Source organism: Corynebacterium sp. KPL3927, from assembly GCF_040225835.1.
Classification (GTDB): Bacteria; Actinomycetota; Actinomycetes; order Mycobacteriales; family Mycobacteriaceae; genus Corynebacterium.
Genome location: NZ_JBEHGD010000001.1, coordinates 58,942 through 80,450, shown reverse-complemented (window position 1 = coordinate 80,450; position 21,509 = coordinate 58,942). Strand labels below are relative to the sequence as shown.

Annotated in this window: 18 protein-coding genes and 3 tRNA genes; 19 read left to right on the top strand and 2 right to left on the bottom strand. The window is 58.4% G+C overall.

Features of this window, described 5'->3' with window-relative positions; genetic code table 11:
• The first annotated feature begins 113 nt into the window (after nt 1-113).
• From ABRP86_RS00445 to rplA, 7 genes are all read left to right on the top strand, one after another.
• Nucleotides 114-189 (top strand) — tRNA-Thr (locus ABRP86_RS00445).
• A 48-nt stretch (nt 190-237) separates the two neighbouring features.
• Nucleotides 238-309, top strand: a tRNA-Met gene (locus ABRP86_RS00440).
• Nucleotides 310-446: 137 nt separating this feature from the next.
• Nucleotides 447-519: transfer RNA gene (locus tag ABRP86_RS00435), tRNA-Trp, on the top strand.
• A gap of 172 nt (nt 520-691) precedes the next feature.
• Entirely contained in the window at nt 692-1,024 is a 333-nt protein-coding gene (secE, locus tag ABRP86_RS00430; protein WP_284869936.1) for a preprotein translocase subunit SecE, read from the top strand.
• Between the two features lie 129 nt (nt 1,025-1,153).
• Nucleotides 1,154-2,074 carry a transcription termination/antitermination protein NusG gene (gene nusG / locus ABRP86_RS00425; protein ID WP_349862057.1) on the top strand — a complete coding sequence of 307 codons (921 nt, stop codon included), beginning with the start codon at nt 1,154-1,156 and terminating at the stop codon, nt 2,072-2,074.
• Nucleotides 2,075-2,243: 169 nt separating this feature from the next.
• Nucleotides 2,244-2,687, top strand: coding sequence for a 50S ribosomal protein L11 (gene rplK / locus ABRP86_RS00420; protein WP_023016714.1), 444 nt, complete (start codon nt 2,244-2,246; stop codon nt 2,685-2,687).
• 68 nt (nt 2,688-2,755) lie between these two features.
• Nucleotides 2,756-3,460: a 50S ribosomal protein L1 gene (gene rplA, locus ABRP86_RS00415; protein WP_023025157.1), complete on the top strand. Its 705-nt coding sequence runs from the start codon at nt 2,756-2,758 to the stop codon at nt 3,458-3,460.
• A 110-nt stretch (nt 3,461-3,570) separates the two neighbouring features.
• Here rplA and ABRP86_RS00410 read toward each other — a convergent pair whose 3' ends face one another.
• Entirely contained in the window at nt 3,571-4,911 is a 1,341-nt protein-coding gene (locus ABRP86_RS00410) for a cryptochrome/photolyase family protein (RefSeq protein WP_349862056.1), read from the bottom strand.
• A 286-nt stretch (nt 4,912-5,197) separates the two neighbouring features.
• On the opposite strand from ABRP86_RS00410, the gene rplJ reads away from it, so the two are divergent.
• The 7 genes from rplJ (at nt 5,198) to ABRP86_RS00375 (ending at nt 16,045) form a co-directional block, all read left to right on the top strand.
• Nucleotides 5,198-5,719, top strand: coding sequence for a 50S ribosomal protein L10 (rplJ, locus tag ABRP86_RS00405; protein WP_023025159.1), 522 nt, complete (start codon nt 5,198-5,200; stop codon nt 5,717-5,719).
• Between the two features lie 88 nt (nt 5,720-5,807).
• The gene (gene rplL, locus ABRP86_RS00400) at nt 5,808-6,197 is read left to right on the top strand and encodes a 50S ribosomal protein L7/L12 (protein ID WP_023025160.1); all 390 of its coding nucleotides are present in this window, start codon (nt 5,808-5,810) and stop codon (nt 6,195-6,197) included.
• 173 nt (nt 6,198-6,370) lie between these two features.
• Nucleotides 6,371-6,649 carry a type II toxin-antitoxin system RelE/ParE family toxin gene (locus tag ABRP86_RS00395; RefSeq protein ID WP_084529702.1) on the top strand — a complete coding sequence of 93 codons (279 nt, stop codon included), beginning with the start codon at nt 6,371-6,373 and terminating at the stop codon, nt 6,647-6,649.
• The gene (locus tag ABRP86_RS00390) at nt 6,624-6,959 is read left to right on the top strand and encodes a HigA family addiction module antitoxin (protein WP_349862055.1); all 336 of its coding nucleotides are present in this window, start codon (nt 6,624-6,626) and stop codon (nt 6,957-6,959) included. The genes ABRP86_RS00395 and ABRP86_RS00390 overlap by 26 nt, the downstream gene beginning before the upstream one ends.
• Nucleotides 6,960-7,035: 76 nt before the next feature.
• Complete coding sequence (gene pgfA, locus ABRP86_RS00385; RefSeq protein ID WP_349862054.1) at nt 7,036-8,028, top strand: cell envelope lipid trafficking protein PgfA; 993 nt, start codon at nt 7,036-7,038, stop codon at nt 8,026-8,028.
• 394 nt (nt 8,029-8,422) lie between these two features.
• Complete coding sequence (rpoB, locus tag ABRP86_RS00380) at nt 8,423-11,917, top strand: DNA-directed RNA polymerase subunit beta (RefSeq protein WP_349862053.1); 3,495 nt, start codon at nt 8,423-8,425, stop codon at nt 11,915-11,917.
• A 132-nt stretch (nt 11,918-12,049) separates the two neighbouring features.
• Nucleotides 12,050-16,045, top strand: coding sequence for a DNA-directed RNA polymerase subunit beta' (locus ABRP86_RS00375; RefSeq protein ID WP_349862052.1), 3,996 nt, complete (start codon nt 12,050-12,052; stop codon nt 16,043-16,045).
• Between the two features lie 161 nt (nt 16,046-16,206).
• Here ABRP86_RS00375 and ABRP86_RS00370 read toward each other — a convergent pair whose 3' ends face one another.
• Nucleotides 16,207-16,962: a hypothetical protein gene (locus ABRP86_RS00370; protein WP_349862051.1), complete on the bottom strand. Its 756-nt coding sequence runs from the start codon at nt 16,960-16,962 to the stop codon at nt 16,207-16,209.
• A gap of 512 nt (nt 16,963-17,474) precedes the next feature.
• On the opposite strand from ABRP86_RS00370, the gene ABRP86_RS00365 reads away from it, so the two are divergent.
• From ABRP86_RS00365 to rpsL, 5 genes are all read left to right on the top strand, one after another.
• Nucleotides 17,475-18,089: an ECF transporter S component gene (locus ABRP86_RS00365; RefSeq protein ID WP_349862050.1), complete on the top strand. Its 615-nt coding sequence runs from the start codon at nt 17,475-17,477 to the stop codon at nt 18,087-18,089.
• A 13-nt stretch (nt 18,090-18,102) separates the two neighbouring features.
• Entirely contained in the window at nt 18,103-19,530 is a 1,428-nt protein-coding gene (locus ABRP86_RS00360; protein ID WP_349862049.1) for an ABC transporter ATP-binding protein, read from the top strand.
• Entirely contained in the window at nt 19,523-20,293 is a 771-nt protein-coding gene (locus tag ABRP86_RS00355) for an energy-coupling factor transporter transmembrane component T family protein (protein WP_349862048.1), read from the top strand. The genes ABRP86_RS00360 and ABRP86_RS00355 overlap by 8 nt, the downstream gene beginning before the upstream one ends.
• Nucleotides 20,294-20,319: 26 nt before the next feature.
• Nucleotides 20,320-20,871 (top strand): nucleoside/nucleotide kinase family protein, encoded by a 552-nt coding sequence (locus tag ABRP86_RS00350; RefSeq protein ID WP_349862047.1) that lies wholly within the window; start codon nt 20,320-20,322, stop codon nt 20,869-20,871.
• Between the two features lie 263 nt (nt 20,872-21,134).
• Nucleotides 21,135-21,506 carry a 30S ribosomal protein S12 gene (gene rpsL / locus ABRP86_RS00345; protein ID WP_005276879.1) on the top strand — a complete coding sequence of 124 codons (372 nt, stop codon included), beginning with the start codon at nt 21,135-21,137 and terminating at the stop codon, nt 21,504-21,506.
• Nucleotides 21,507-21,509 lie beyond the last annotated feature (3 nt).

The following is a 21,509-nucleotide window of genomic DNA, read 5'->3' as shown; positions in this document are numbered from 1 at the left end:
CGCTTATGGGGCGCTGACGTGGCGATTTGTGCAAAGTGGAGGTGTCAGGTTACATTATTGAAGTCCGCAACGGAGAGCACAACGAAATATTGACGTGCTTGATGCTGGGATATGCCCCCTTAGCTCAGTCGGCAGAGCGTTTCCATGGTAAGGAAAAGGTCGACAGTTCGATTCTGTCAGGGGGCTCCATTCATGTCTGGAGGAAATATTTTCCTGCAGGATGAAGGTGTTCACCATGGCGGTGTAGCTCAGTGGTAGAGCAAGCGACTCATAATCGCTGTGTCGCGAGTTCAATTCTCGCCATCGCTACCGGGAAAGAAAAGCGCCACTACGGCGCTTTTTTACTACCGTGCCTATGGCCTTAGCGGCGTACTGGTTTCCGTGCGGAATTAGGGATCTGGTAAGGTCATCGGCGCGTGGCGCTCAAGCGTCACGGATAACAAAATAGGGGCGTGGCGCAATTGGTAGCGCAACGGTCTCCAAAACCGTAGGTTGCAGGTTCGAGTCCTGTCGCCCCTGCAAGGATCCCCGTCATCTGCTTTCCAGATGGCGGGGATATTTTTGTCACAGCGGCGCGCATCCGCCCCGGCGTGCTTTCCTGCCCGTGCACCTTTTGCTAGGGTTGACAAAGTTATGTTTGGGCGGAATATCGCGCTCGGAAAAAGAATTCATTTCCCAAGGAGGGTTAGCTGTGAGCGATGAGCAGCAGCCGAAGGACTCGGCGGCCCCGCGTCCCACCGGTAAGCGCCAGCTTTCTGGTGCGGCTTCCACGACCTCCACGGACTCGGCGAACAAGAACGTCGTCCGCGTTGAGGATAAAAACCGCACCGACAGCCCGGGTGGCGGCGTCGCCGCATTCCCTGGCGAGGTTGTTTCTGAAATGAAGAAGGTGGTGTGGCCCACCCGTGGAGAGATGCTGCAGTACACCCTCATCACGTTCGCCTTCTTGATCGTCATCACCGCCTTGGTCTGGGGCGTTGACACCCTGGCTGGCCTCGGAGTTGAGAAGATTCTGACCAATTAGTTAGAATAACTCCATAAACTTTTATCCCGCTGTTTCCGCACTCCGGAACGGCGGGATACTTTTTGCCCACACGCGCCGCGGGTAGGCTGGTTCTACAACACGCGCCGATGACATTTTGGAGTACCACTCATGAGTGACGAGAATAACGTCGAAAACCCAGGAACCTCCCCAGAGGAGGCCATGCAGTCCAACGTGCAAGAGCAGGCGGCAGAGCACGCCAGCGCAGTCGAGGACGCCCAAGAGGAGGCCGCAGCGCCTGCTGAGGCTGGCGCAGGTGACGCAGAAGACGCTGCGCTTGCCGATGCCCCCGCGGCGGAAGCCGAGTCCGCCGAAGAGACCGGTGCAGAGTCCGAAGAGGCCGCTGCAGAGGCTTCCGCCGAAACCGAGGAAGAAGCCGAGGACGCCGCTTACCGCAAGCGCCTGCGCGAGTTCACCCGCGAGCTGAAGAAGCAGCCGGGCCAGTGGTACATCATCCAGTGCTACTCCGGCTACGAGAACAAGGTGCGCACCAACCTCGACATGCGTGCGCAAACCCTTGAGGTGGAAGATTCCATCTTCGAGGTCGTCGTCCCCATCGAGCAGATCATGGAAAACAAGGACGGCAAAAAGAAGATTGTAAAGCGCAAGCTGCTGCCGGGCTACGTTCTGGTACGCGCTGAGCTTAACGATGCCGCCTGGTCCGTCATCCGCGAAACCCCCGGCGTGACCTCCTTCGTGGGAAACGAAGGCAACGCGACGCCGGTGAAGACCCGCGACGTGGCAAAGTTCCTCATGCCGAATGAAGCTCCCGCCACCAAGGGCGAGGCCGCCCCGAACGAGCAAGAGGGCGAGCAGGTCGTCGAAATGCCGGAGAAGGAAGTGGCCAAGAAGTACGCCCACGACTTCGAGGTGGGCGAGGCCGTTACCATCCTGTCCGGCCCGCTGGCTGCCGTGTCCGCTACCATCTCCGAAATTGACCCGGAGACCGGCAAGATGCAGGGCCTAGTCTCCATCTTCGGCCGCGAAACCCCAGTGGAGTTGTCGCCGACGGAAATCGAGCGCATTTCTTAAAAATGATTTTGTGCAGGGCGCACGGTGTTCTAGACTGGAACGCCGTGCGCCTTTTGCGTGCGCACACGTAAATCGTTTCATCCTCCGGTGGCCCACTGAGGTGAGCATCCGGACGGGCCGCGTTATTCATCGTGACGCAGGTCCGGTACCACAGGAAAGAGGTAATTCGATGGCTCCAAAGAAGAAGGTATCTGGCTTCATCAAGCTGCAGATCGAGGCTGGCGCCGCTAACCCGGCACCGCCAGTTGGCCCGGCACTGGGTGCCCACGGCGTCAACATCATGGAATTCTGCAAGGCTTATAACGCCGCTACCGAGAACCAGCGTGGCAACGTGGTTCCTGTTGAGATCACCGTCTACGAAGACCGCTCCTTCGACTTCAAGCTGAAGACCCCGCCGGCAGCCAAACTGCTGCTGAAGGCCGCAGGCGTCCAGAAGGGCTCCGGTGTCCCGCACACCGATAAGGTCGGCACCGTCACCTGGGATCAGTGCAAGGAAATTGCACAGACCAAGTTCGAGGACCTCAACGCCCGCGACATCGAGGCCGGCGCACACATCATCGCTGGTACCGCCCGCTCCATGGGCCTTAACATTGATGGCGCACCGGAGAAGTAAAAACTTTATGTGGTAGGGCCAGCTTCGGCCCGCCAAATACCACGCCAATCCAGAAAAGGAATTGTTAAATGAGCACCAAGTCTAAGGCTTATAAGGCCGCTGCGGAACTGGTAGATAAGTCCCGCCTGTACCGTCCGATCGAGGCTGCAAAGCTGGCCAAGGAGACCTCCTCCAAGAACTTTGACGCCACCGTTGACGTCGTCTTCCGCTTGGGCGTTGACCCACGCAAGGCTGATCAGCTGGTGCGCGGCACCGTGTCCCTGCCTAACGGCACCGGTAAGGACGTTCGCGTCGCCGTCTTCGCAGAGGGCGAGAAGGCAACCGCAGCCCAGGAAGCTGGCGCTGACATCGTCGGTACCTCCGAGCTGATCGAGCAGATCAACGAGGGCAACCTGGACTTCGACGTTGCCATCGCTACCCCGGACCAAATGGCCAAGGTTGGCCGCGTCGCCCGCGTCTTGGGCCCACGTGGTCTGATGCCTAACCCGAAGACCGGTACCGTGACCAATGACGTTGCTAAGGCAATTAGCGAGGTTAAGGGCGGTAAGATCTCCTTCCGCGTGGACAAGGCTGCAAACCTGCACGCCATCCTTGGTAAGGCTTCCTTCGATGCTGAGAAGCTCGCTGAGAACTACGGCGCCCTCATGGATGAGATCCAGCGCCTGAAGCCTGCTTCCGCTAAGGGCATCTACATCAAGCGCGCCACCATCTCCACCACCTCCGGCCCAGGCATTCCTGTGGACGGCTCCGTACAGAAGGGCTACACCGACTAAGACGGTGATAGCGCATAGCGCGTGAATGAAGACCCCGAGGATTTTCCTTGGGGTCTTTTGCATCGTTCAACAGGCCTTGCGGTGTGAACGAAAAGTCTAGGTATTGAGCGTTAGTCTGCGCCTTTGACCTCGGCGTAGGCATCTAGGGCCGCCTGGCGCGACTGCCTGAGATCCACGATGGGTGGGGCGGATAGCGTGGGAGCCCAGCGGCGGATATAGGCGCCTTCGGGGTCGAAGCGCTGTGCCTGGGTTTCAGGGTTGAAGATGCGGAAAAAGGGCGCGGCATCATCGCCGCAGCCGGCCACCCATTGCCAGTTAAATGGGTTGGACGCGGCATCGGCATCCACCAGGGTGTCCCAAAACCATTCCTCGCCTAGGCGCCAATGGATTCCCAGGTTCTTGGTGAGAAACGATCCCACCACCATGCGCACGCGATTGTGCATGTATCCGGTTTTCCAGAGTTCGCGCATACCGGCATCGACAAGCGGTATACCCGTCGTCCCGTCCTGCCAATCCCTCAGCCGCGGGTCATCCCAGGACCAGTCGAAGCGGTCGAACTGTTGCCGCACGTTGCGGGTGGCCAGATCGGGCAGGTGGTAGAGCCGGTGCCAGGCAAAGTCGCGCCACAGCAACTCGGAGTGGAACTTCTCCGCGTCGGGTTCCTCGGCGGCGGCCAGCCAAACTTCGCGTGGGGATACCTCGCCAAAGCGCAGGTGCGGCGATAGCAGAGAGGTGGCGTTGTGCGCGGGTATATCGCGTTCTCTGGCATAGTGAGTTAAGTCGAGCTGGGCTAGGCGTTCGCGCGCACCGGCCTCTCCGGGAGTCCAATACTGGGCGAGCGACGCAGCCCACTGCGGTTCATCGGCGCTGGGGTTGGGCCAGCTGCTGCTTGCCGATGCCCCCATCTCCCGCCGCGACAGCAATTCCGGCACGGGCAGCGGTTCGTCATCAGCGAGTTGGGACCGCGCGGCGGCCCCAAAGGGAGTAAAGACCTTATAAGGCTTGCCCTGGCCATTAGTTACCTTCCATGGCTCCACGAGGGTGAAACCGGGGTAGGAGGTGGCGTTAATTCCGGAATCTGCGAGCGCTGCTTTTACTGTGGCGTCGACTTCGCGCAGCGGGCCGTGGTAGCGGCGGGTCCAGGTGACGGTATCGGCGCCAATCTCCCGGGCGGTGCGGGGAATGACGGCGCGGGCATCCCCGGTAGCGCGGAGGAGCTTCACCCCGCAGGTTGCGAGGTCCTGCGCAAGGGCATAAAGCGAGCGCTCCCGCCACCAATTGCTGGCACCACCGAGTGGTCGGGTCCCGGGGTAGGCGGGCTCATCGAGAACTATGGCCACTAACTCTGGCTTTGAACCGTCTTTATCATCGGTGGCGGCTTGCGCTGCGCGGGTGAGAGCCTGGTTATCGGATAAGCGCAGGTCATCGCGAAACCACATGAGGGAAGTCATAGTAGATAGCCTACGCGGCTGGGCAATTTGGGAATACGAGGAAAGTACGGTAGTATCGCTTGTGAATTTTGAACGGCCTTGTGGCCGAGTCAAAGTTCACCGAAGACCGTTGGTCATCCAATAAGGATTGAAAGTTCTCCACCATGGAGGCGGCCCACGCAGGAGACACTTTGCGCATTCCGCGGCATTTCTCATGTCGCACGCCCTGTGCTCTTGCACGGGGCTTTTCTTTTTGGAAGGCCCCGGCGGAAAATAAAAGAGATGTTTTGGAAGGAGGCGAGAGACAATGGCAAACCCAAAGAACACTGCAGACTTGGCAGAGCTGAAGGAGAAGCTGGCCGATTCTAGCTCCGTCGTTTTGACTGAGTACCGCGGCCTGACCGTATCCCAGCTGCAGGAGCTGCGTAACAACCTGGGCTTTGACGTTGACTACTCCGTCGCCAAGAACACCCTCTTCAAGATCGCTGCCAACGAAGCTGGCATCGAAGGTCTTGATGATTTGCTGACTGGCCCGACCGCAATTGCGTTCATCAAGGGCGAGGCAGTAGATGCTGCGAAGGTCATCACCAAGTTTGCTGATGACAACAAGGCACTCGTCATCAAGGGTGGCTACATGGACGGCGACGCATTGTCTGCGGAGCAGGTTCAGGCCATCGCCAAGCTGGACAACCGCGAGACCACCCTCGCAAAGCTGGCTGGCGCTATGAAGGGTTCTATGGCGAAGGCAGCCGCTGTCTTCAACGCTCCTGCAACCAAGGCGGTTCGCACCGTTGTTGCTCTGCAGGACAAGAAGGAAGCAGAAGCTTAAGTCGTCACAACAGACGCACACATAAAACACCGTGCTTGCTACCTCATCACCGGGGAACAAGCACACAACACAGAAAGGACTTGCCATCATGGCTAAGCTCACCAAGGACGAGCTCATTGAAGCTTTCAAGGAAATGACCCTCATCGAACTGTCTGAGTTCGTTAAGGAATTCGAGGACGTCTTCGACGTTGAGGCTGCTGCACCGGTTGCTGCTGCTGCACCGGGCGCTCCGGCTGAGGGCGGCGCTGCCGCTGCTGAGGAGCAGACCGAGTTCGACGTCGTTCTGACCGACGCTGGCGCTAAGAAGATTGGCGTTATTAAGGCTGTCCGCGAGCTCGTCTCCGGCCTGGGCCTGAAGGAAGCTAAGGAAATGGTTGAGGGTGCACCTAAGGCCATCATCGAAGGCGCTTCCAAGGACGACGCTGAGGCGGCTAAGACCAAGCTGGAAGAGGCTGGCGCTTCCGTCGAGCTCAAGTAATTTTACTGAGCTTCACGCTTTCGAAGCCCCCACTCTTACCGCGCTATACGCGGTGGGAGATGGGGGTTTCTCCCGTTTTGCGGGTTCCTTGAGCTTAGTGGGTCGTTGCGACGACTCTAATAATGATTGTCTCAGCGGTAGACTCAAGTTTCAAAGTGTGACACTATAGGATTGTGGAATTTAGGAGAGATAGCTTAGAGCTGTTTCACATTAATGGTAAATCGCCCAAGTACGTACCTCCTGAATTGCGGAAAGGATTACGCCGGAAGTTGATCATGATTGATCGATCTGCGACAGTTTCTGATTTAAGAGTTCCGCCAGCGAATCACCTGGAAAAGCTTAGAGGTCAGTTCGAAGGCTTTTATTCGATTCGAGTAAATGCACAGTGGAGGATAATTTTCCGGTGGACAGAGAAGGGAGCTATCGATGTTGACTTCATCGATTACCACTAATGGGTCTGAAGGAGCACTGGACATAGTTCCTGTGCCGCACCCAGGTGAGGTATTAAACGAGGAGTTTTTAACGCCTTTAGGTATTACTCAATATCGCTTGGCTAAGGACGTTTTTAGCAGCAAATCCCAGATTTCGAAGCTTGTCCGAGGGCGAATTGGATTGAGCGCGGATATGGCTTTGCGTCTTTCGGCGTATTTTGGCAATTCCGCCGAATTCTGGTTGGGATTGCAAGAAGAATATGACCTTTGGTGCGCTCGCCGCACGACGGATACGAGCGGCATTATCGCGTGGGATAAGCACACGGCGTAGGAATCTTAGGTTTAGTCCGCTCAGGCCCGCCTGTAGAAACTAGGATTCGGGGGCTAGCGCTGTAGAATTAGCCCCCATGCTGCCCAAGTCCCGCATCTTTTCCGTCCTTTTACTTGGCCTCGGCGTAGCGCTGGTGGCCGCCGGAGTAGCGGCGCCGGCGTTTTTGGATTTCTCGCCGCGGTTGCCGTTGGAACTTAAAAACACCACGTGGACCCTCAAAGATGAGTCCGCGGATTCCCAAGTGGTCAATAAGGATGGAACTTCGCCTTATTCTGGACCGATGACCTACCAGATTAATGCGGGCATCCAAGAACCTTCGGATGAAGATACCGCGACGTTGCGCATAGGGGAGACGCGCCTGCGCGGCGATGGCCAAGGTCTCGACGATTTAAGCCAAGCGCAGGTGTGGACCTATCCCATCGACCGCCTGAGTGGTGAGGCAGAGGCAGAAGCCAGCCTGAGCCACACTTTGGCTAGCCCCGAAGATCAGGTGGCCATCGACGGGTACTGGCTGAAATTCCCAGCGGATGCGGAGAAAACGAACTACCCGGTCTTTGACCCCACCCTGCGCAAGGCGGTGGACGCGGTCTTTGAAGAAGAGACTGAAATAGAAGGCCGCACGGTGTATCGCTACCACCAGGAAATCGAACCAACGAACGTAGCGCAGCTTTATGCGGCCGATGGCAATACCACCTCCTTTCCTAAAGAAGACGGAGGCCAAGAACCTGGCTATTTGATGCACTCGGGCAGCCGAGACTTCTACGTCGACCAAGCTACGGGCCTAGTTGTGGGCATGGATATGGACATCGATGACTACTACGCGGACCGCGAGGGCGTAGGGCGCGAGCGAGCCTTTGTGTTTAATGGCTCCACTTCAGAGGAATCCCGCGCGGTGTTGCTGGAGGAAGCGGAATCGTTCCCACGCAACCACGTGGCGCAAATAGCGCGCTGGACAGCCCTGGGCATTGGCATCGTGCTTACCTTTATTGGGGTTATTGGGGCGCTTGGAATATATGACCGCAAAAACAAGCATGTGCAGCGGCGAGGTAAGAAAACGCCAGCGAAGTGAATAACGAAAGTGCCAGCTAAGAGCCTTAAGCGCGATTCGGGTTGCGGTCGAATGAGTTTTTAGTGGTACGGTGCTTGTGGTTGGCCCGATAGACGCGGTGCAACATTATTGCCGCGCTGGCGCAGCGGCGAGCGAGAGCTTGCCCCCTAGCGCGGAAAGAAAACCCTTAAGAGTGGTGTGTCTTTACATGCCTGAGTTTTTCCTATATACTAATTCGTTGCGCTGGAATCTGGATCTTCGGTGCACATTTAGCCTTTCGGGTTGGTGATGGCAAAACCGACTTGACAAGGTGATTTTGTGCATTCTGAACCCAGACACTCCACAGCAGACCGAATGCTAAAATTACCAGCGGTTTTGTTGCTCGTCGGCCAGGGCGAGTAGCAATCCGCGTGAGGTGCTGGAAGGACCCATCTTGGCAGTCTCCCGCCAGACCAAGTCAGTGGCCAATATCCCCGGAGCCCCGAAGCGATACTCGTTTGCAAAAATTAGCGAGCCTATCGCCCTGCCGGGCCTCCTTGACGTACAACTCGATTCCTTTGCTTGGCTCGTCGGCTCGCCGGAATGGCGCGAGCGTGAGCAGGCTGAGCGCGGCGATAACGCACGCGTGACGAGTGGCCTTGAGGATATCCTCGAAGAGCTCTCGCCGATTCAGGACTACTCGGGCAATATGTCCCTGTCCTTGTCGGAGCCTCGCTTCGAGCCGGTGAAAAACACCGTCGATGAGTGTAAAGAAAAGGACATCAACTACTCCGCGCCGCTGTACGTGACCGCAGAGTTCATCAATAACGACACCCAAGAGATTAAGTCGCAGACCGTCTTCATCGGTGATTTCCCGATCATGACGGATATGGGTACCTTCATCGTGAACGGTACCGAGCGCGTCATCGTCTCCCAGCTGGTGCGTTCCCCGGGCGTGTACTTCGACCGTTCCATCGATAAGTCCACCGAACGCCCGCTGCACTCCGTGAAGATTATTCCTTCCCGCGGTGCTTGGCTGGAGTTCGACGTGGACAAGCGCGATACCGTCGGCGTGCGCATTGACCGCAAGCGCCGTCAGCCGGTAACCGTCCTGTTGAAGGCTCTGGGTTGGACCGAGGAGCAGATCAAGGAGCGCTTCAGCTTCTCTGAGCTCATGATGTCCACCTTGGAATCTGACGGTGTATCCAATACCGATGAAGCGCTGCTGGAGATCTACCGCAAGCAGCGCCCAGGCGAGCAGCCTACCCGCGAGTTGGCGCAGTCCTTGTTGGATAACTCCTTCTTCCGCGCTAAGCGCTATGACCTTGCGAAGGTTGGCCGTTACAAGGCCAACCGTAAGCTGGGCCTTGGCGGCGACCACGACGGTCTGATGACCCTGACTGAAGAAGACATCGCCGTCACCCTGGAGTACTTGGTACGCCTGCACGTTGGCGAGCGCGAGATGAAGGCGCCAAACGGCGAGATGATTTCGCTGAACACCGACGACATCGACCACTTTGGTAACCGTCGTCTGCGTACCGTAGGTGAGCTCATCCAGAACCAGGTTCGCGTGGGCCTGTCCCGCATGGAGCGCGTCGTGCGTGAGCGCATGACCACTCAGGATGCCGAGTCCATCACGCCGACGTCCCTGATTAACGTGCGCCCGGTCTCCGCTGCTATCCGCGAGTTCTTTGGTACCTCGCAGCTCTCGCAGTTCATGGACCACAACAACTCCCTGTCTGGCCTGACCCACAAGCGCCGCCTATCCGCGCTGGGCCCGGGTGGTCTGTCCCGTGAGCGCGCCGGCATCGAGGTGCGAGACGTGCACGCTTCGCACTACGGCCGCATGTGCCCGATTGAGACCCCTGAGGGTCCAAACATTGGTCTGATTGGTGCGCTGGCGTCCTACGCCCGCGTGAACCCCTTCGGCTTCATCGAGACCCCGTACCGCAAGGTCGTTGACGGCAAGATTACGGACCAGGTGGAGTACCTCACCGCTGATGAGGAGGACCGCTTCGCCATTGCTCAGGCCGAGGTCGAGCAGGACGAGGAAGGCCGTTTGATTGGCGAGCGCATCGAGGTCCGCCTGAAGGAGGGTGACATCGGAGTGACCGATGCCTCCGGTGTGGACTACGTTGACGTTTCCCCGCGTCAGATGGTCTCCGTTGGTACCGCCATGATTCCGTTCTTGGAGCACGACGATGCTAACCGTGCCTTGATGGGTGCGAACATGCAGAAGCAGGCGGTTCCGCTGGTTCGTTCCGAGGCCCCACTGGTGGGTACCGGTATGGAGCAGCGCGCTGCCTATGACGCTGGTGACGTCGTCATCACGCCAAAGGCCGGTGTGGTTGAAAACGTCACCGCCGACGTCATCACCATCATGGACGATGAGGGCCAGCGCGATACCTACATCCTGCGCAAGTTCGAGCGCACCAACCAAGGCACCAACTACAACCAGACCCCGCTGGTTTCCATGGGGCAGCGCGTAGAGGCCGGCCAGGTTTTGGCCGATGGCCCGGGTACCCACAATGGTGAGATGTCGCTTGGTCGCAACCTGCTGGTTGCGTTCATGCCGTGGGAAGGCCACAACTACGAGGACGCCATCATCCTCAACCAGCGCATCGTGGAAGAGGACATCCTGACCTCCGTCCACATCGAGGAGCACGAGATCGACGCTCGTGACACCAAGCTGGGCGCTGAGGAAATCACCCGCGAGATTCCAAACGTCTCCGAGGACGTCTTGAGCGACCTCGATGAGCGCGGCATCATCCGCATCGGTGCTGACGTTCGTGCCGGCGATATCCTGGTGGGTAAGGTTACCCCGAAGGGTGAGACCGAGCTGACTCCGGAAGAGCGCCTGCTGCGCGCCATCTTCGGTGAGAAGGCCCGCGAGGTGCGCGATACCTCCATGAAGGTTCCGCACGGTGAGGTGGGCAAGGTTATTGGCGTTGCCCGCTTCTCCCGCGATGATGACGACGACCTGGCACCTGGCGTCAACGAGATGATCCGCGTGTACGTGGCACAAAAGCGCAAGATCCAGGACGGCGATAAGATGGCCGGCCGCCACGGCAACAAGGGTGTTGTGGGAAAGATCCTGCCGCCAGAGGATATGCCGTTCATGGAGGACGGCACCCCGGTGGACATCCTGCTGAACACCCACGGTGTGCCGCGTCGTATGAACATCGGCCAGGTTCTTGAGCTGCACTTGGGCTGGTTGGCTCATGCTGGTTGGAAGGTCGACACCGAGGATCCGGCTAACGCCGAGCTCCTCAAGACCTTGCCAGAAGAGCTTTACGATGTCCCTGCGGACTCCCTGACCGCCACCCCGGTCTTCGACGGTGCTACCAACCACGAGATCGAGCGCCTGTTGGCATCGTCCCGCCCGAACCGCGACGGCGACGTACTGGTCAACGAGCACGGCAAGGCCACGCTTTTCGATGGCCGCTCGGGCGAGCCGTACAAGTACCCCATCTCCGTGGGCTTCATGTACATGCTCAAGCTGCACCACCTGGTCGACGAAAAGATTCACGCTCGTTCCACTGGTCCTTACTCCATGATTACCCAGCAGCCACTGGGTGGTAAGGCTCAGTTCGGTGGCCAGCGCTTCGGCGAGATGGAGGTGTGGGCAATGCAGGCTTATGGCGCTGCCTACACCCTGCAGGAGCTGCTGACCATCAAGTCCGATGACGTGGTAGGCCGCGTGAAGGTCTACGAGGCCATCGTGAAGGGCGACAACATTCCAGATCCGGGCATCCCTGAGTCCTTCAAGGTGTTGCTCAAGGAGCTGCAGTCCCTGTGCCTGAACGTGGAAGTTCTTTCCACTGACGGCACGCCGATGGAGCTGTCTGGCTCTGATGACGATGACATGGATAGCCCATCGCTTGGCATCAACTTGTCCCGCGATGAGGGCTCTTCCGCTGACATCGCCTAAATAGATTCTCGGTCCACTGCGGAATGCACGGTTCCGGTGTTTACCACCGGGGCCGCCGCAGGCGGGCAATAAAGATTAATTCATTAAAAGCCATCAATTCCTCATATGACGAGGATGAAAGGGAGACATTACGTGTTTGACGTAAATCTCTTCGACGAGCTCCGCATCGGTCTGGCCACTGCTGACGATATCCGTCGCTGGTCTAAGGGCGAGGTTAAAAAGCCCGAGACCATTAACTACCGCACGCTGAAGCCGGAAAAGGACGGCTTGTTCTGCGAGCGCATTTTCGGACCTACCCGTGACTGGGAGTGTGCTTGTGGTAAGTACAAGCGCGTCCGTTACAAGGGCATCATCTGTGAGCGTTGCGGCGTAGAGGTCACCAAGTCCAAGGTGCGCCGTGAGCGCATGGGCCACATTGAGCTGGCCGCTCCGGTAACCCACATCTGGTACTTCAAGGGCGTTCCTTCCCGTCTGGGCTACCTGCTGGACCTGGCTCCGAAGGACCTTGAGCGCATCATCTACTTCGCCGCCAACATCATCACCTCCGTTGATGAAGAGGCTCGCCACAACGATCAGTCCACTCTGGAAGCAGAAATGCTGCTGGAAAAGAAGGACGTTGAGGACGATACCGAGTCCGAGATCGCAGAGCGCGCTTCCAAGCTCGAGTCCGACTTGGCAGAGCTGGAGGCAGCCGGTGCGCGTGCCGATGCCCGCAAGAAGGTACAGAACGCTGCCGATAAGGAAATGCAGCACATCCGTGAGCGCGGCGAGCGCGAGGTCGCACGCCTGGATGAAATCTGGAACACCTTCCTGAAGCTTGCTCCGAAGCAGATGGTCATCGATGAGACCATCTACGAAGAGCTGGTTGACCGCTACGAGGATTACTTCACTGGCGGCATGGGTGCAGAATCCATCCAGACCTTGGTCCGTAACTTCGACCTCGAGGCAGAGGCCGAGGAGCTGCGTGAGATCATCAACAACGGCAAGGGCCAGAAGAAGATGCGCGCGCTTAAGCGCCTCAAGGTTGTTGCCGCATTCCTGAACTCTGGCAATGACCCGGCAGGCATGGTGCTGGACGCTATTCCGGTTATCCCGCCTGAGCTGCGCCCGATGGTGCAGCTGGACGGTGGCCGCTTCGCCACCTCGGACCTGAATGACCTGTACCGCCGCGTTATCAACCGCAATAACCGCCTAAAGCGCATGATCGACCTGGGTGCACCAGAGATCATCGTGAATAACGAGAAGCGCATGCTGCAGGAGTCTGTGGACGCGCTCTTCGATAACGGCCGCCGTGGCCGTCCGGTTACCGGCCCGGGTAACCGCCCGTTGAAGTCCTTGTCTGACTTGCTGAAGGGTAAGCAGGGTCGTTTCCGCCAGAACCTGCTGGGTAAGCGCGTGGACTACTCCGGTCGTTCCGTTATTATCGTCGGTCCGCAGCTCAAGCTGCACGAGTGTGGTCTGCCGAAGCTGATGGCACTCGAGCTGTTCAAGCCCTTCGTTATGAAGCGCTTGGTCGAAAACGACTACGCCCAGAACATCAAGTCTGCAAAGCGCATGGTGGAGCGCCAGCGCCCAGAGGTGTGGGACGTGCTGGAGCAGGCCATTTCTGAGCACCCTGTGATGCTCAACCGTGCGCCTACGCTGCACCGCCTGGGCATTCAGGCCTTCGAGCCGAAGCTGGTTGAGGGTAAGGCTATTCAGCTGCACCCGCTGGCCTGTGAGGCCTTCAACGCCGACTTCGACGGTGACCAGATGGCAGTTCACCTGCCGCTGTCTGCAGAAGCACAGGCGGAAGCTCGCGTGCTGATGCTGGCTTCCAACAACATTCTGTCTCCGGCATCCGGTAAGCCACTGGCTATGCCGCGTCTGGATATGGTGACCGGCTTGTACTACCTCACCATGGACAAGGCAGAGGACGAGATCGGCGGCAATGGTCGCTACCGCGAGGCTGGCGAGGACTACCCGGCAACCGGTGTGTACTCCTCTTACGCTGAGGCCCTGATGGCTTATGACCGTGGCACCGTTGGTCTGCAGGCACCGATCAAGGTTCGCATCGATCACCTGCGCCCGCCAGAGGACATCGAGGCAGAGCTCTTCCCTGATGGCTGGTCCAAGGGCCAGGCATGGTTGGGCTACACCACCATCGGCCGCATCATGTTCAACGAGCTGCTGCCGTGGAACTACCCGTACCTTGAGGGCATCATGGTCCGCAAGGGCGGCGGCACCGATGGCAAGGTGCTCATTGGTGACGTGGTCAATGACTTGGCCACCAAGTACCCAATGATCACCGTGGCCCAGGTTCTGGACAACATGAAGGACGCTGGCTTCTACTGGGCAACCCGTTCCGGTGTGACCATTACGATGTCTGACGTGCTCGTGCTGCCGAATAAGACCGAGATCCTCGAGTCTTATGAGAAGGAAGCAGAGCGCATCGAGCGTAAGTACTGGGAGCAGGGTGCGCTTACGGAGCGCGAGCGTTATGACCGCCTGGTGGAGCTGTGGAAGGACGCTACCGATACCGTCGGTGAGGCTGTCGAGAGCATCTACCCGGATTACAACCCAATTCCGATGATTGTGAAGTCGGGTGCTGCCGGTAACATGCGTCAGATCTGGACGCTGGCCGGTATGAAGGGCATGGTTGTGAACTCGCACGGTGATTACATCACCCGCCCGATTAAGACCTCCTTCCGCGAAGGCCTGTCCGTGCTGGAGTACTTCAACAACTCCCACGGTTCCCGTAAGGGTCTGGCCGATACCGCACTGCGTACCGCTGACTCCGGTTACCTCACCCGTCGTCTGGTGGACGTCGCCCAGGACGTCATCGTCCGCGAAGAGGACTGTGGCACCCGCCAGGGCGTGCGCGTTCCTATCGGCGAGGTCTCCGGCGACAAGGTCGTACTCTCCGAGCTGTGGGAAACCTCCGCTTCCGGTCGCGTGCTTGCTACGGACGTCAAGGACGAGAACGGCGAGGTCGTTGCAGAGGCCGGTGCAGACCTGACCGAGGAGCTCACGCAGAAGCTTCTCGATGCCAAGGTCACCGACGTCAAGGTCCGCTCCGTGCTGACCTGCCAGACCCCGGCCGGTGTCTGTGCGAAGTGCTACGGCAAGTCCATGGCGTCCGGCCAGTTGGTTGACATCGGCGAGGCCGTCGGCATCGTGGCTGCACAGTCCATTGGTGAGCCTGGTACCCAGCTGACCATGCGTACCTTCCACCAGGGTGGTGTCGGTGGCGACATTACCGGTGGTCTGCCGCGTGTTCAGGAGCTCTTCGAGGCCCGTAACCCGAAGAACCGCGCACCGATTGCCTCCGTGGACGGCACCGTGTCCCTGTCCGATGAGGGTAACTTCTGGACCATGACCATCACCCCGGATGACGGTTCTGATGACGTGGTTTACGAGAAGCTCTCCAAGCGCCAGGGCCTGGCCCAGGTGCGTCGCCCGATGGAGTCCAACCCGGATGCGATGATCGAGCGTTCCTTGAAGGACGGCGACCACGTTGAGACCGGTGACCGCTTGATGCGTGGTGCGGCTGACCCGCACGACGTGCTCGAGGTTCTGGGTCGTCGCGGTGTGGAGCAGCACCTCATCAACGAGGTGCAGGCCGTGTACCGCACCCAGGGTGTGGCCATCCACGACAAGCACATCGAGATCATCATCCGCCAGATGCTGCGCCGCGGTACCGTCATCGACGCCGGTACCACGGAGCTGCTGCCGGGCAACCTGATCGACCTTTCTGAGGCCAAGCAGATGAACGCTGCACAGGTTGCAGAAGGCGGCGAGCCGGCGCAGCTGCGCTCGGAGATCATGGGTATTACCAAGGCCTCCTTGGCTACCGAGTCTTGGCTGTCCGCTGCTTCGTTCCAGGAGACCACGCGTGTGCTTACCGATGCCGCCATTAACAAGCGCTCCGATAAGCTCATCGGCCTCAAGGAAAACGTCATCATCGGTAAGCTGATCCCGGCCGGTACCGGTATCTCCCGTTACCGCAATATCTCCGTCAAGCCGACCGAGGCTGCGCGCAACGCCGCTTACTCGATTCCGACTTACGGCGATTCCATCTACGGTGATGACGGCTTCGGTGAATTCACCGGCGCTTCCGTTCCGCTGGATGAGGACTTCACCTTCTAAGTCCTAGAGCGCGTGCCCCTCGGCACCGCGTCCAGTCAGAGCCCCCGCTTCCGTGCACACGGTAAGCGGGGGCTATTTCAGGATATTTCTCTATTAACGCAGATGGCCTATAAATATTTTAATTTTCAAATATGGGCTTTGAATTGGGATACAATTTAACGTCACTTTGAACGAGGATCGTTTTTCAGAATTTCCGGAAGGGGATCGCTCGCCGAAAAATATTGAAGAACGCTAGGATCCAAGCAATTAAGTAATTCAAAAATTTCCTTCCGGTAGATGCTGCAATCGATATCGATCAGTGACTCTTGGTGGCTAATTCTATTTCTAAGCAAAACGGCGTGATGCATGATAAAACTGGCTCGATCAGGGGAAATAGTCTTAGGACCCGATGACAGCGCCCGGCTAGTTATCTCTTTGTACACGGACTTGAGATTCGTATAGGTGGTCTCGTTAGGGTAATACTTGCGGGTGCCATCGGGGCGAATTGTCGGTTCTCGGTAGAAGAAAGCTTCCTTCCATTGAGTTAAGGTGACTTGGGCAATAATGTCATTACGGTTAATGGGTTGACCTTTTCGCGGATGAGTTCCTTCGACGATCCCAGTTCCGTTGTCGCGAATCCCTTTAGCATTCCTGGCTTTTCCTAGGGCTCTGTTTGCAATTTGTTGGCTGACTTTGGAGTGAGGGAAGGATACATTGCAAGTGGGATGTTCAATCCAATTTTTATTGCTTTGAGGCTCCTGCTCATCGCTCCATTCATCGATCGCTTTGCAAATCTTGTTTCTGAGGACAATCTCAAAAACGGATAATAAGTTCCAAAGCGCCGCAGATAGTTGAAGGTCCCACCTATAAAGCGTGAGGGCTCGACCAGCATGATTTCCCATTTGGGTTAAATATTTTTCAATGCGCTGTTCTCCCAACGTCTGTAGTACATGCTGTTCATGTCTGGATCCGTGCATTGCTTCGTCTTCCTCGGCATAGCGGATTAGGTGATCTTGTCATAGTGTGCTTTTTGGTCTATTCTCGGAATGGAGAGAGTGATATAGCCACCTAGGATCTTAATTCACTCCAGTAGGAAGGGCCACGTTCGAACACCGGTTACAAACCGAAGCATCGGACGGGGCCCTTTCGTTTTGAGAGCGTCTGATGGATTGTGTATAGGTTTCCCGTTACTGGGAGCCCAATTCGGCCGCCGAATTGGTTGTGAGAACCCGTATGCGTGCCTGCTAGTATGAGTAAAGCCTGTGGCCCAGATAAGTAAAACGTGGGCCCTGGACTACTTGATTTAAAGCAATACACGGGAGCTTTCAGAATCTGTGGGCCCGCGGGCGCACAGGCCGCACCGGCGCAGAAATGAAGGCTGAGATACTGCGATATGACGCGGTGAACCGTTGAACCTGATCCGGGTAATTCCGGCGAGAGGGAGGAAATAATGACTACTAATGCAGCTGCGTCCGCAGCGCCAAAGCGCAACCTGAACTGGCGCGTGGTGGATATTGTGGTGGCATCCGTCTTGGGTGTTGCCTGTGGCTTCGTATTCTTGAGCTGGAATGCCGTGGGCTATGCCTGGTATGAGGCCATGGATGCGCTCACGCCGGGGCTTGGCGGTTTGGCCACGGGCATTTGGCTGTTGGGCGGCATCCTGGGTGGATTGGTCATCCGTAAGCCGGGTGCGGCGGTGTACGTGGAGGTCCTTGCCGCCACGGTGTCGGCCGTCTTGGGCTCGCAGTGGGGTATTAGCACCCTGTACTCGGGCCTGGCACAGGGCATTGGCGTGGAGATCATCTTCGCCATCTTCATGTACCGCCAGTTCAACCTTGGCGTGACCATCCTGGCCGGTATGGCAGCAGGCTGGGGCGCCTTTGTTCTAGAGCTGTTTACCTCCGGTAACCTCGCCAAGTCCTTCGAGTTCAATATGATCTACTTGGTTACCCTGACCATTTCCGGTGCCATCTTGGCCGGCGCCCTGGGCTTCTACCTAGTGAAGGCATTGGCTAAGACTGGTGCCCTTGACCGCTTTGCAGTAGGCCGCGAACAGCGCGTTTAGGGCCTAGACTGCCGTGACTGATTTTTCACGCTTAGCAGGAAACGCCACAAAAATCGCGGCCCGCGGCTACGGCTGGACCCACGCTGGGCGTTCCCAACCGGCGCTGCAGGACATAGACCTTGTCATCGAACCCGGTGAGAAGGTCTTGCTGTGCGGGGATTCCGGCTCCGGAAAGTCCACGCTTTTGGCGGCGATCGCCGGCGTCTTGGGCTCCGATGAAGAAGGCACGCGCTCCGGCGAGATCACCTTGGAGGATTCTGCCGGCACGGTCGAAGAACCGGGCCGGACCATCCCGGTGGGGTTGGTTCTGCAGGATCCGGATTCGCAGGTTATCTCCGCGCGCGTGGGCGATGATATCGCCTTTGGCTGCGAGAACCTGGCATATCCGCGCGAGGAGATCTGGCGCAGGGTGCGCCAAGCCCAAGAGTTGGTAGGCCCATATGTGGACCTGGATTTTCCCACCGAGCACCTCTCCGGCGGGCAGAAGCAACGCCTGGCACTGGCCGGGGTCATCGCCATGGGCGCGGGCGTGGTCCTATTGGACGAGCCCACCGCCAACCTGGATCCGGAAGGCGCGCGGGACGTGGTGCGGGCCGTCGGCAAGCTGGTGGAGCACACCGGTGCCACCTTGGTGGTAGTCGAGCATCAGCATGCAGCGTGGGAAAGCGTGCTGGACCGCGCGGTAGAGCTAAAGGATGGGCGCATTATTTCCGATGGCCCCTTTGCTGACGTCGCTCGCAAGCGCCAGGTTACTGGCCTGCCGCAGGCGCGGTCGCTGGGAAGCGATGCACTCGAAGAGTCCACTGCAGCGCTGTGGAGCAAGGATTTGGTAACCCGCTATGGGCCGCCGCGATCCATCTCACTGCCGGCGGGTGCGTCGACCGTCATCACCGGCCGCAATGGGGTGGGAAAATCCACCTGGCTGATGACCATGGCCGGCCTGTTGCCGGCCGATTCCGGGGAAATCGGGGTTGCTGATTTCATCCGCCGCGGCGTGAAAGGCCCGCCTGCTCGGTGGAAATCCCGCGAATTGGCTGACCGCATTGGTTTTGTATTCCAAAATCCGGAACACCAATTTGTCTCCCGCACCGTGGAAGAAGAATTGCGGGTCGCGCCCAAGGTCATGCGCGTCGATCCCCCAGAAGAGCGCATCGCGCAACTGGTGGAATCGTTGCGCTTGGGACACCTGCTAAAGGCCAATCCGTTCACGCTATCCGGCGGCGAAAAGCGCCGGCTTTCGGTAGCAACGGCGCTGGTGACCGCGCCGGAGGTACTGCTTTTGGACGAGCCGACCTTTGGCCAGGATCCCGGCACCTTCATGGAATTGGTGGGGCTGTTGCGCCAATTGGCCGATGACGGCACCACCATCGCCTCCATTACCCATGACCCACAATTCATGGCGGCCTTGGGTGACCACCAGGTGGAGGTGCGCGGTGCCTAATCTTTTGCGCGATGTAAACCCGTTGACCCGCATCTTCTTGATGTTCGTCTGGGTCACGCCGCTGCTTGCCTCCATTGACTGGGTATCGGCGGCGATATCGCTAAGCCTGACGCTCATCTTGGCGCCGCTGTGCGGCGTGTCCTGGGTGCGGTTGTGGAAGGCCGGCTGGTTCTTATTCCTCATCGCCCCGCTTTCGGGCATTTCCATGCTGCTCTATGGCGCCCCCGGGGGAGAGGAGTACTTCAGCTGGTGGCTTATTACGGTGACGGAAAATTCGGTCACCTTGGCCATCGCGATCACGCTGCGTGTGCTGGCGGTCGCGCTACCAACGGTGGTGCTCGCACGCGATATCGATCCCACCGAGCTTGGCGATGCCCTCTCGCAGATCCTCCGCCTTCCCTCCCGCTTCGTCATCGGGGCCGTGGCGGGCGTGCGCATGATGACGCTCTTGAAATTGGATTGGCAATCGCTCGGCATGGCGCGCAGGGCTCGTGGGCTTACGGATGAGGGGCGCTTCAAGCACCTGCTCACGATGTCCTTTGGCCTGTTGGTGATTGCTTTGCGCCGCGGCGGCAAGCTCGCAACGGCGATGGAAGCGCGCGGCTTTGGCCGCACCCCACCCGGAGGAGGGGAGCGGACCTGGGCCCGAGAATCCAGGTTGCATGCCCGTGATGGGTGGGTTATGGCCTGCGGCCTCGCCCTTGCTTGTGTACCGGTGGTAACTTCGGTACTTACTGGGGCCTGGAAATTCTTTGGCCTTTAATCCGCGAAAGCAGTGATTCAAGCACTATGGACATTGATGCCGAACAAGAGCGCCTCTTGGAGGACATCGTTAAGCTAGCAGCTTCGCGAAAGCGTGCGTTTAAACCCGTCACGGTGCTTATCGATGGCCCCTCTGGCTCCGGCAAAACCTGGACCTCCGCCGCCTTGGCAGATCGCACCAACTGGCGGGTAGTTCACCTCGATGAATTCTATCCCGGTTGGCATGGCTTGGAGAAGGGATCCGAGATGGTGGGCGAGCAGGTCTTGCGCACCATGAATCCCGGATATTGGCGCTGGGATTGGGAAGCAAATTGCCCCGGGGACTGGGCAAGCCTCGATGTGCGCGATGACCTCATTGTTGAAGGCGTCGGCTCCGTAACCGCAGAAAATATAGCGGCGGCGAAAAAGCGGGGCGCGGTGGTGGCCGTGCGCATCGATGGCCCCCGCGAGCAGCGCTATGAGCGTGCGATTGCGCGTGAGCCGGCCTACGAGAAATGGTTTACTACCTGGGAAGAGCAGGAGAAATCTTACTTTTCTGACAAGGCTGCAGAGCCGGACTTGTCATGGGAGTGGGAGTAGCCCGCCCGCGCTGCTGGCAGGGTGCATTCCCTGTTTTGTGTTCATAGCGCTGGCTTTGCTAGTCTTATCTCCAGTTCACTATGTACTGCGCACCCTGTGTGAATATGGCGCGCAAAGAACATGGTGAAAAGTCTGATCCTTAACAAGGCGCCCGCCTTGGGAAGAGTTCTGGACATGCGGAAGCGCCCCGGGAAAGAGCGCCCATTTTTGCATGTTTGGTTCCCTTCTTAAGAAGTGGTGCAATTCGACAGAAAGACTGTTTAATGCCAACTATTCAACAGCTGGTCCGCAAGGGCCGCCAGACCAAGCGCAAAGAGGTATCCACCGCTGCGCTGAAGGGTTCCCCGCAGCGTCGTGGCGTGTGCACCCGTGTGTACACCACCACCCCGAAGAAGCCGAACTCCGCTCTCCGTAAGGTTGCTCGTGTGCGCCTTACCAGCGGCATCGAGGTTTCGGCCTACATCCCAGGTGAGGGCCACAACCTGCAGGAGCACTCCATGGTCCTCGTTCGCGGCGGCCGTGTGAAGGACCTTCCAGGTGTTCGTTACAAGATCATCCGCGGCTCCCTGGATGCCCAGGGCGTCAAGGACCGTAAGCAGGCTCGTTCCCGTTACGGCGCAAAGAAGGGACAGTAATAA

What these genes read in the sequence shown, in the direction of transcription:
- nusG (WP_349862057.1), top strand. Translation starts at nt 1,154, where the DNA reads ATGAGTGACGAGAATAACGTCGAAAACCCAGGAACCTCCCCAGAGGAG.
- rplK (WP_023016714.1), top strand. Translation starts at nt 2,244, where the DNA reads ATGGCTCCAAAGAAGAAGGTATCTGGCTTCATCAAGCTGCAGATCGAG.
- rplA (WP_023025157.1), top strand. Translation starts at nt 2,756, where the DNA reads ATGAGCACCAAGTCTAAGGCTTATAAGGCCGCTGCGGAACTGGTAGAT.
- ABRP86_RS00410 (WP_349862056.1), bottom strand. Translation starts at nt 4,911, where the DNA reads ATGACTTCCCTCATGTGGTTTCGCGATGACCTGCGCTTATCCGATAAC.
- rplJ (WP_023025159.1), top strand. Translation starts at nt 5,198, where the DNA reads ATGGCAAACCCAAAGAACACTGCAGACTTGGCAGAGCTGAAGGAGAAG.
- rplL (WP_023025160.1), top strand. Translation starts at nt 5,808, where the DNA reads ATGGCTAAGCTCACCAAGGACGAGCTCATTGAAGCTTTCAAGGAAATG.
- ABRP86_RS00390 (WP_349862055.1), top strand. Translation starts at nt 6,624, where the DNA reads ATGTTGACTTCATCGATTACCACTAATGGGTCTGAAGGAGCACTGGAC.
- pgfA (WP_349862054.1), top strand. Translation starts at nt 7,036, where the DNA reads ATGCTGCCCAAGTCCCGCATCTTTTCCGTCCTTTTACTTGGCCTCGGC.
- ABRP86_RS00365 (WP_349862050.1), top strand. Translation starts at nt 17,475, where the DNA reads ATGACTACTAATGCAGCTGCGTCCGCAGCGCCAAAGCGCAACCTGAAC.
- ABRP86_RS00350 (WP_349862047.1), top strand. Translation starts at nt 20,320, where the DNA reads ATGGACATTGATGCCGAACAAGAGCGCCTCTTGGAGGACATCGTTAAG.
- rpsL (WP_005276879.1), top strand. Translation starts at nt 21,135, where the DNA reads ATGCCAACTATTCAACAGCTGGTCCGCAAGGGCCGCCAGACCAAGCGC.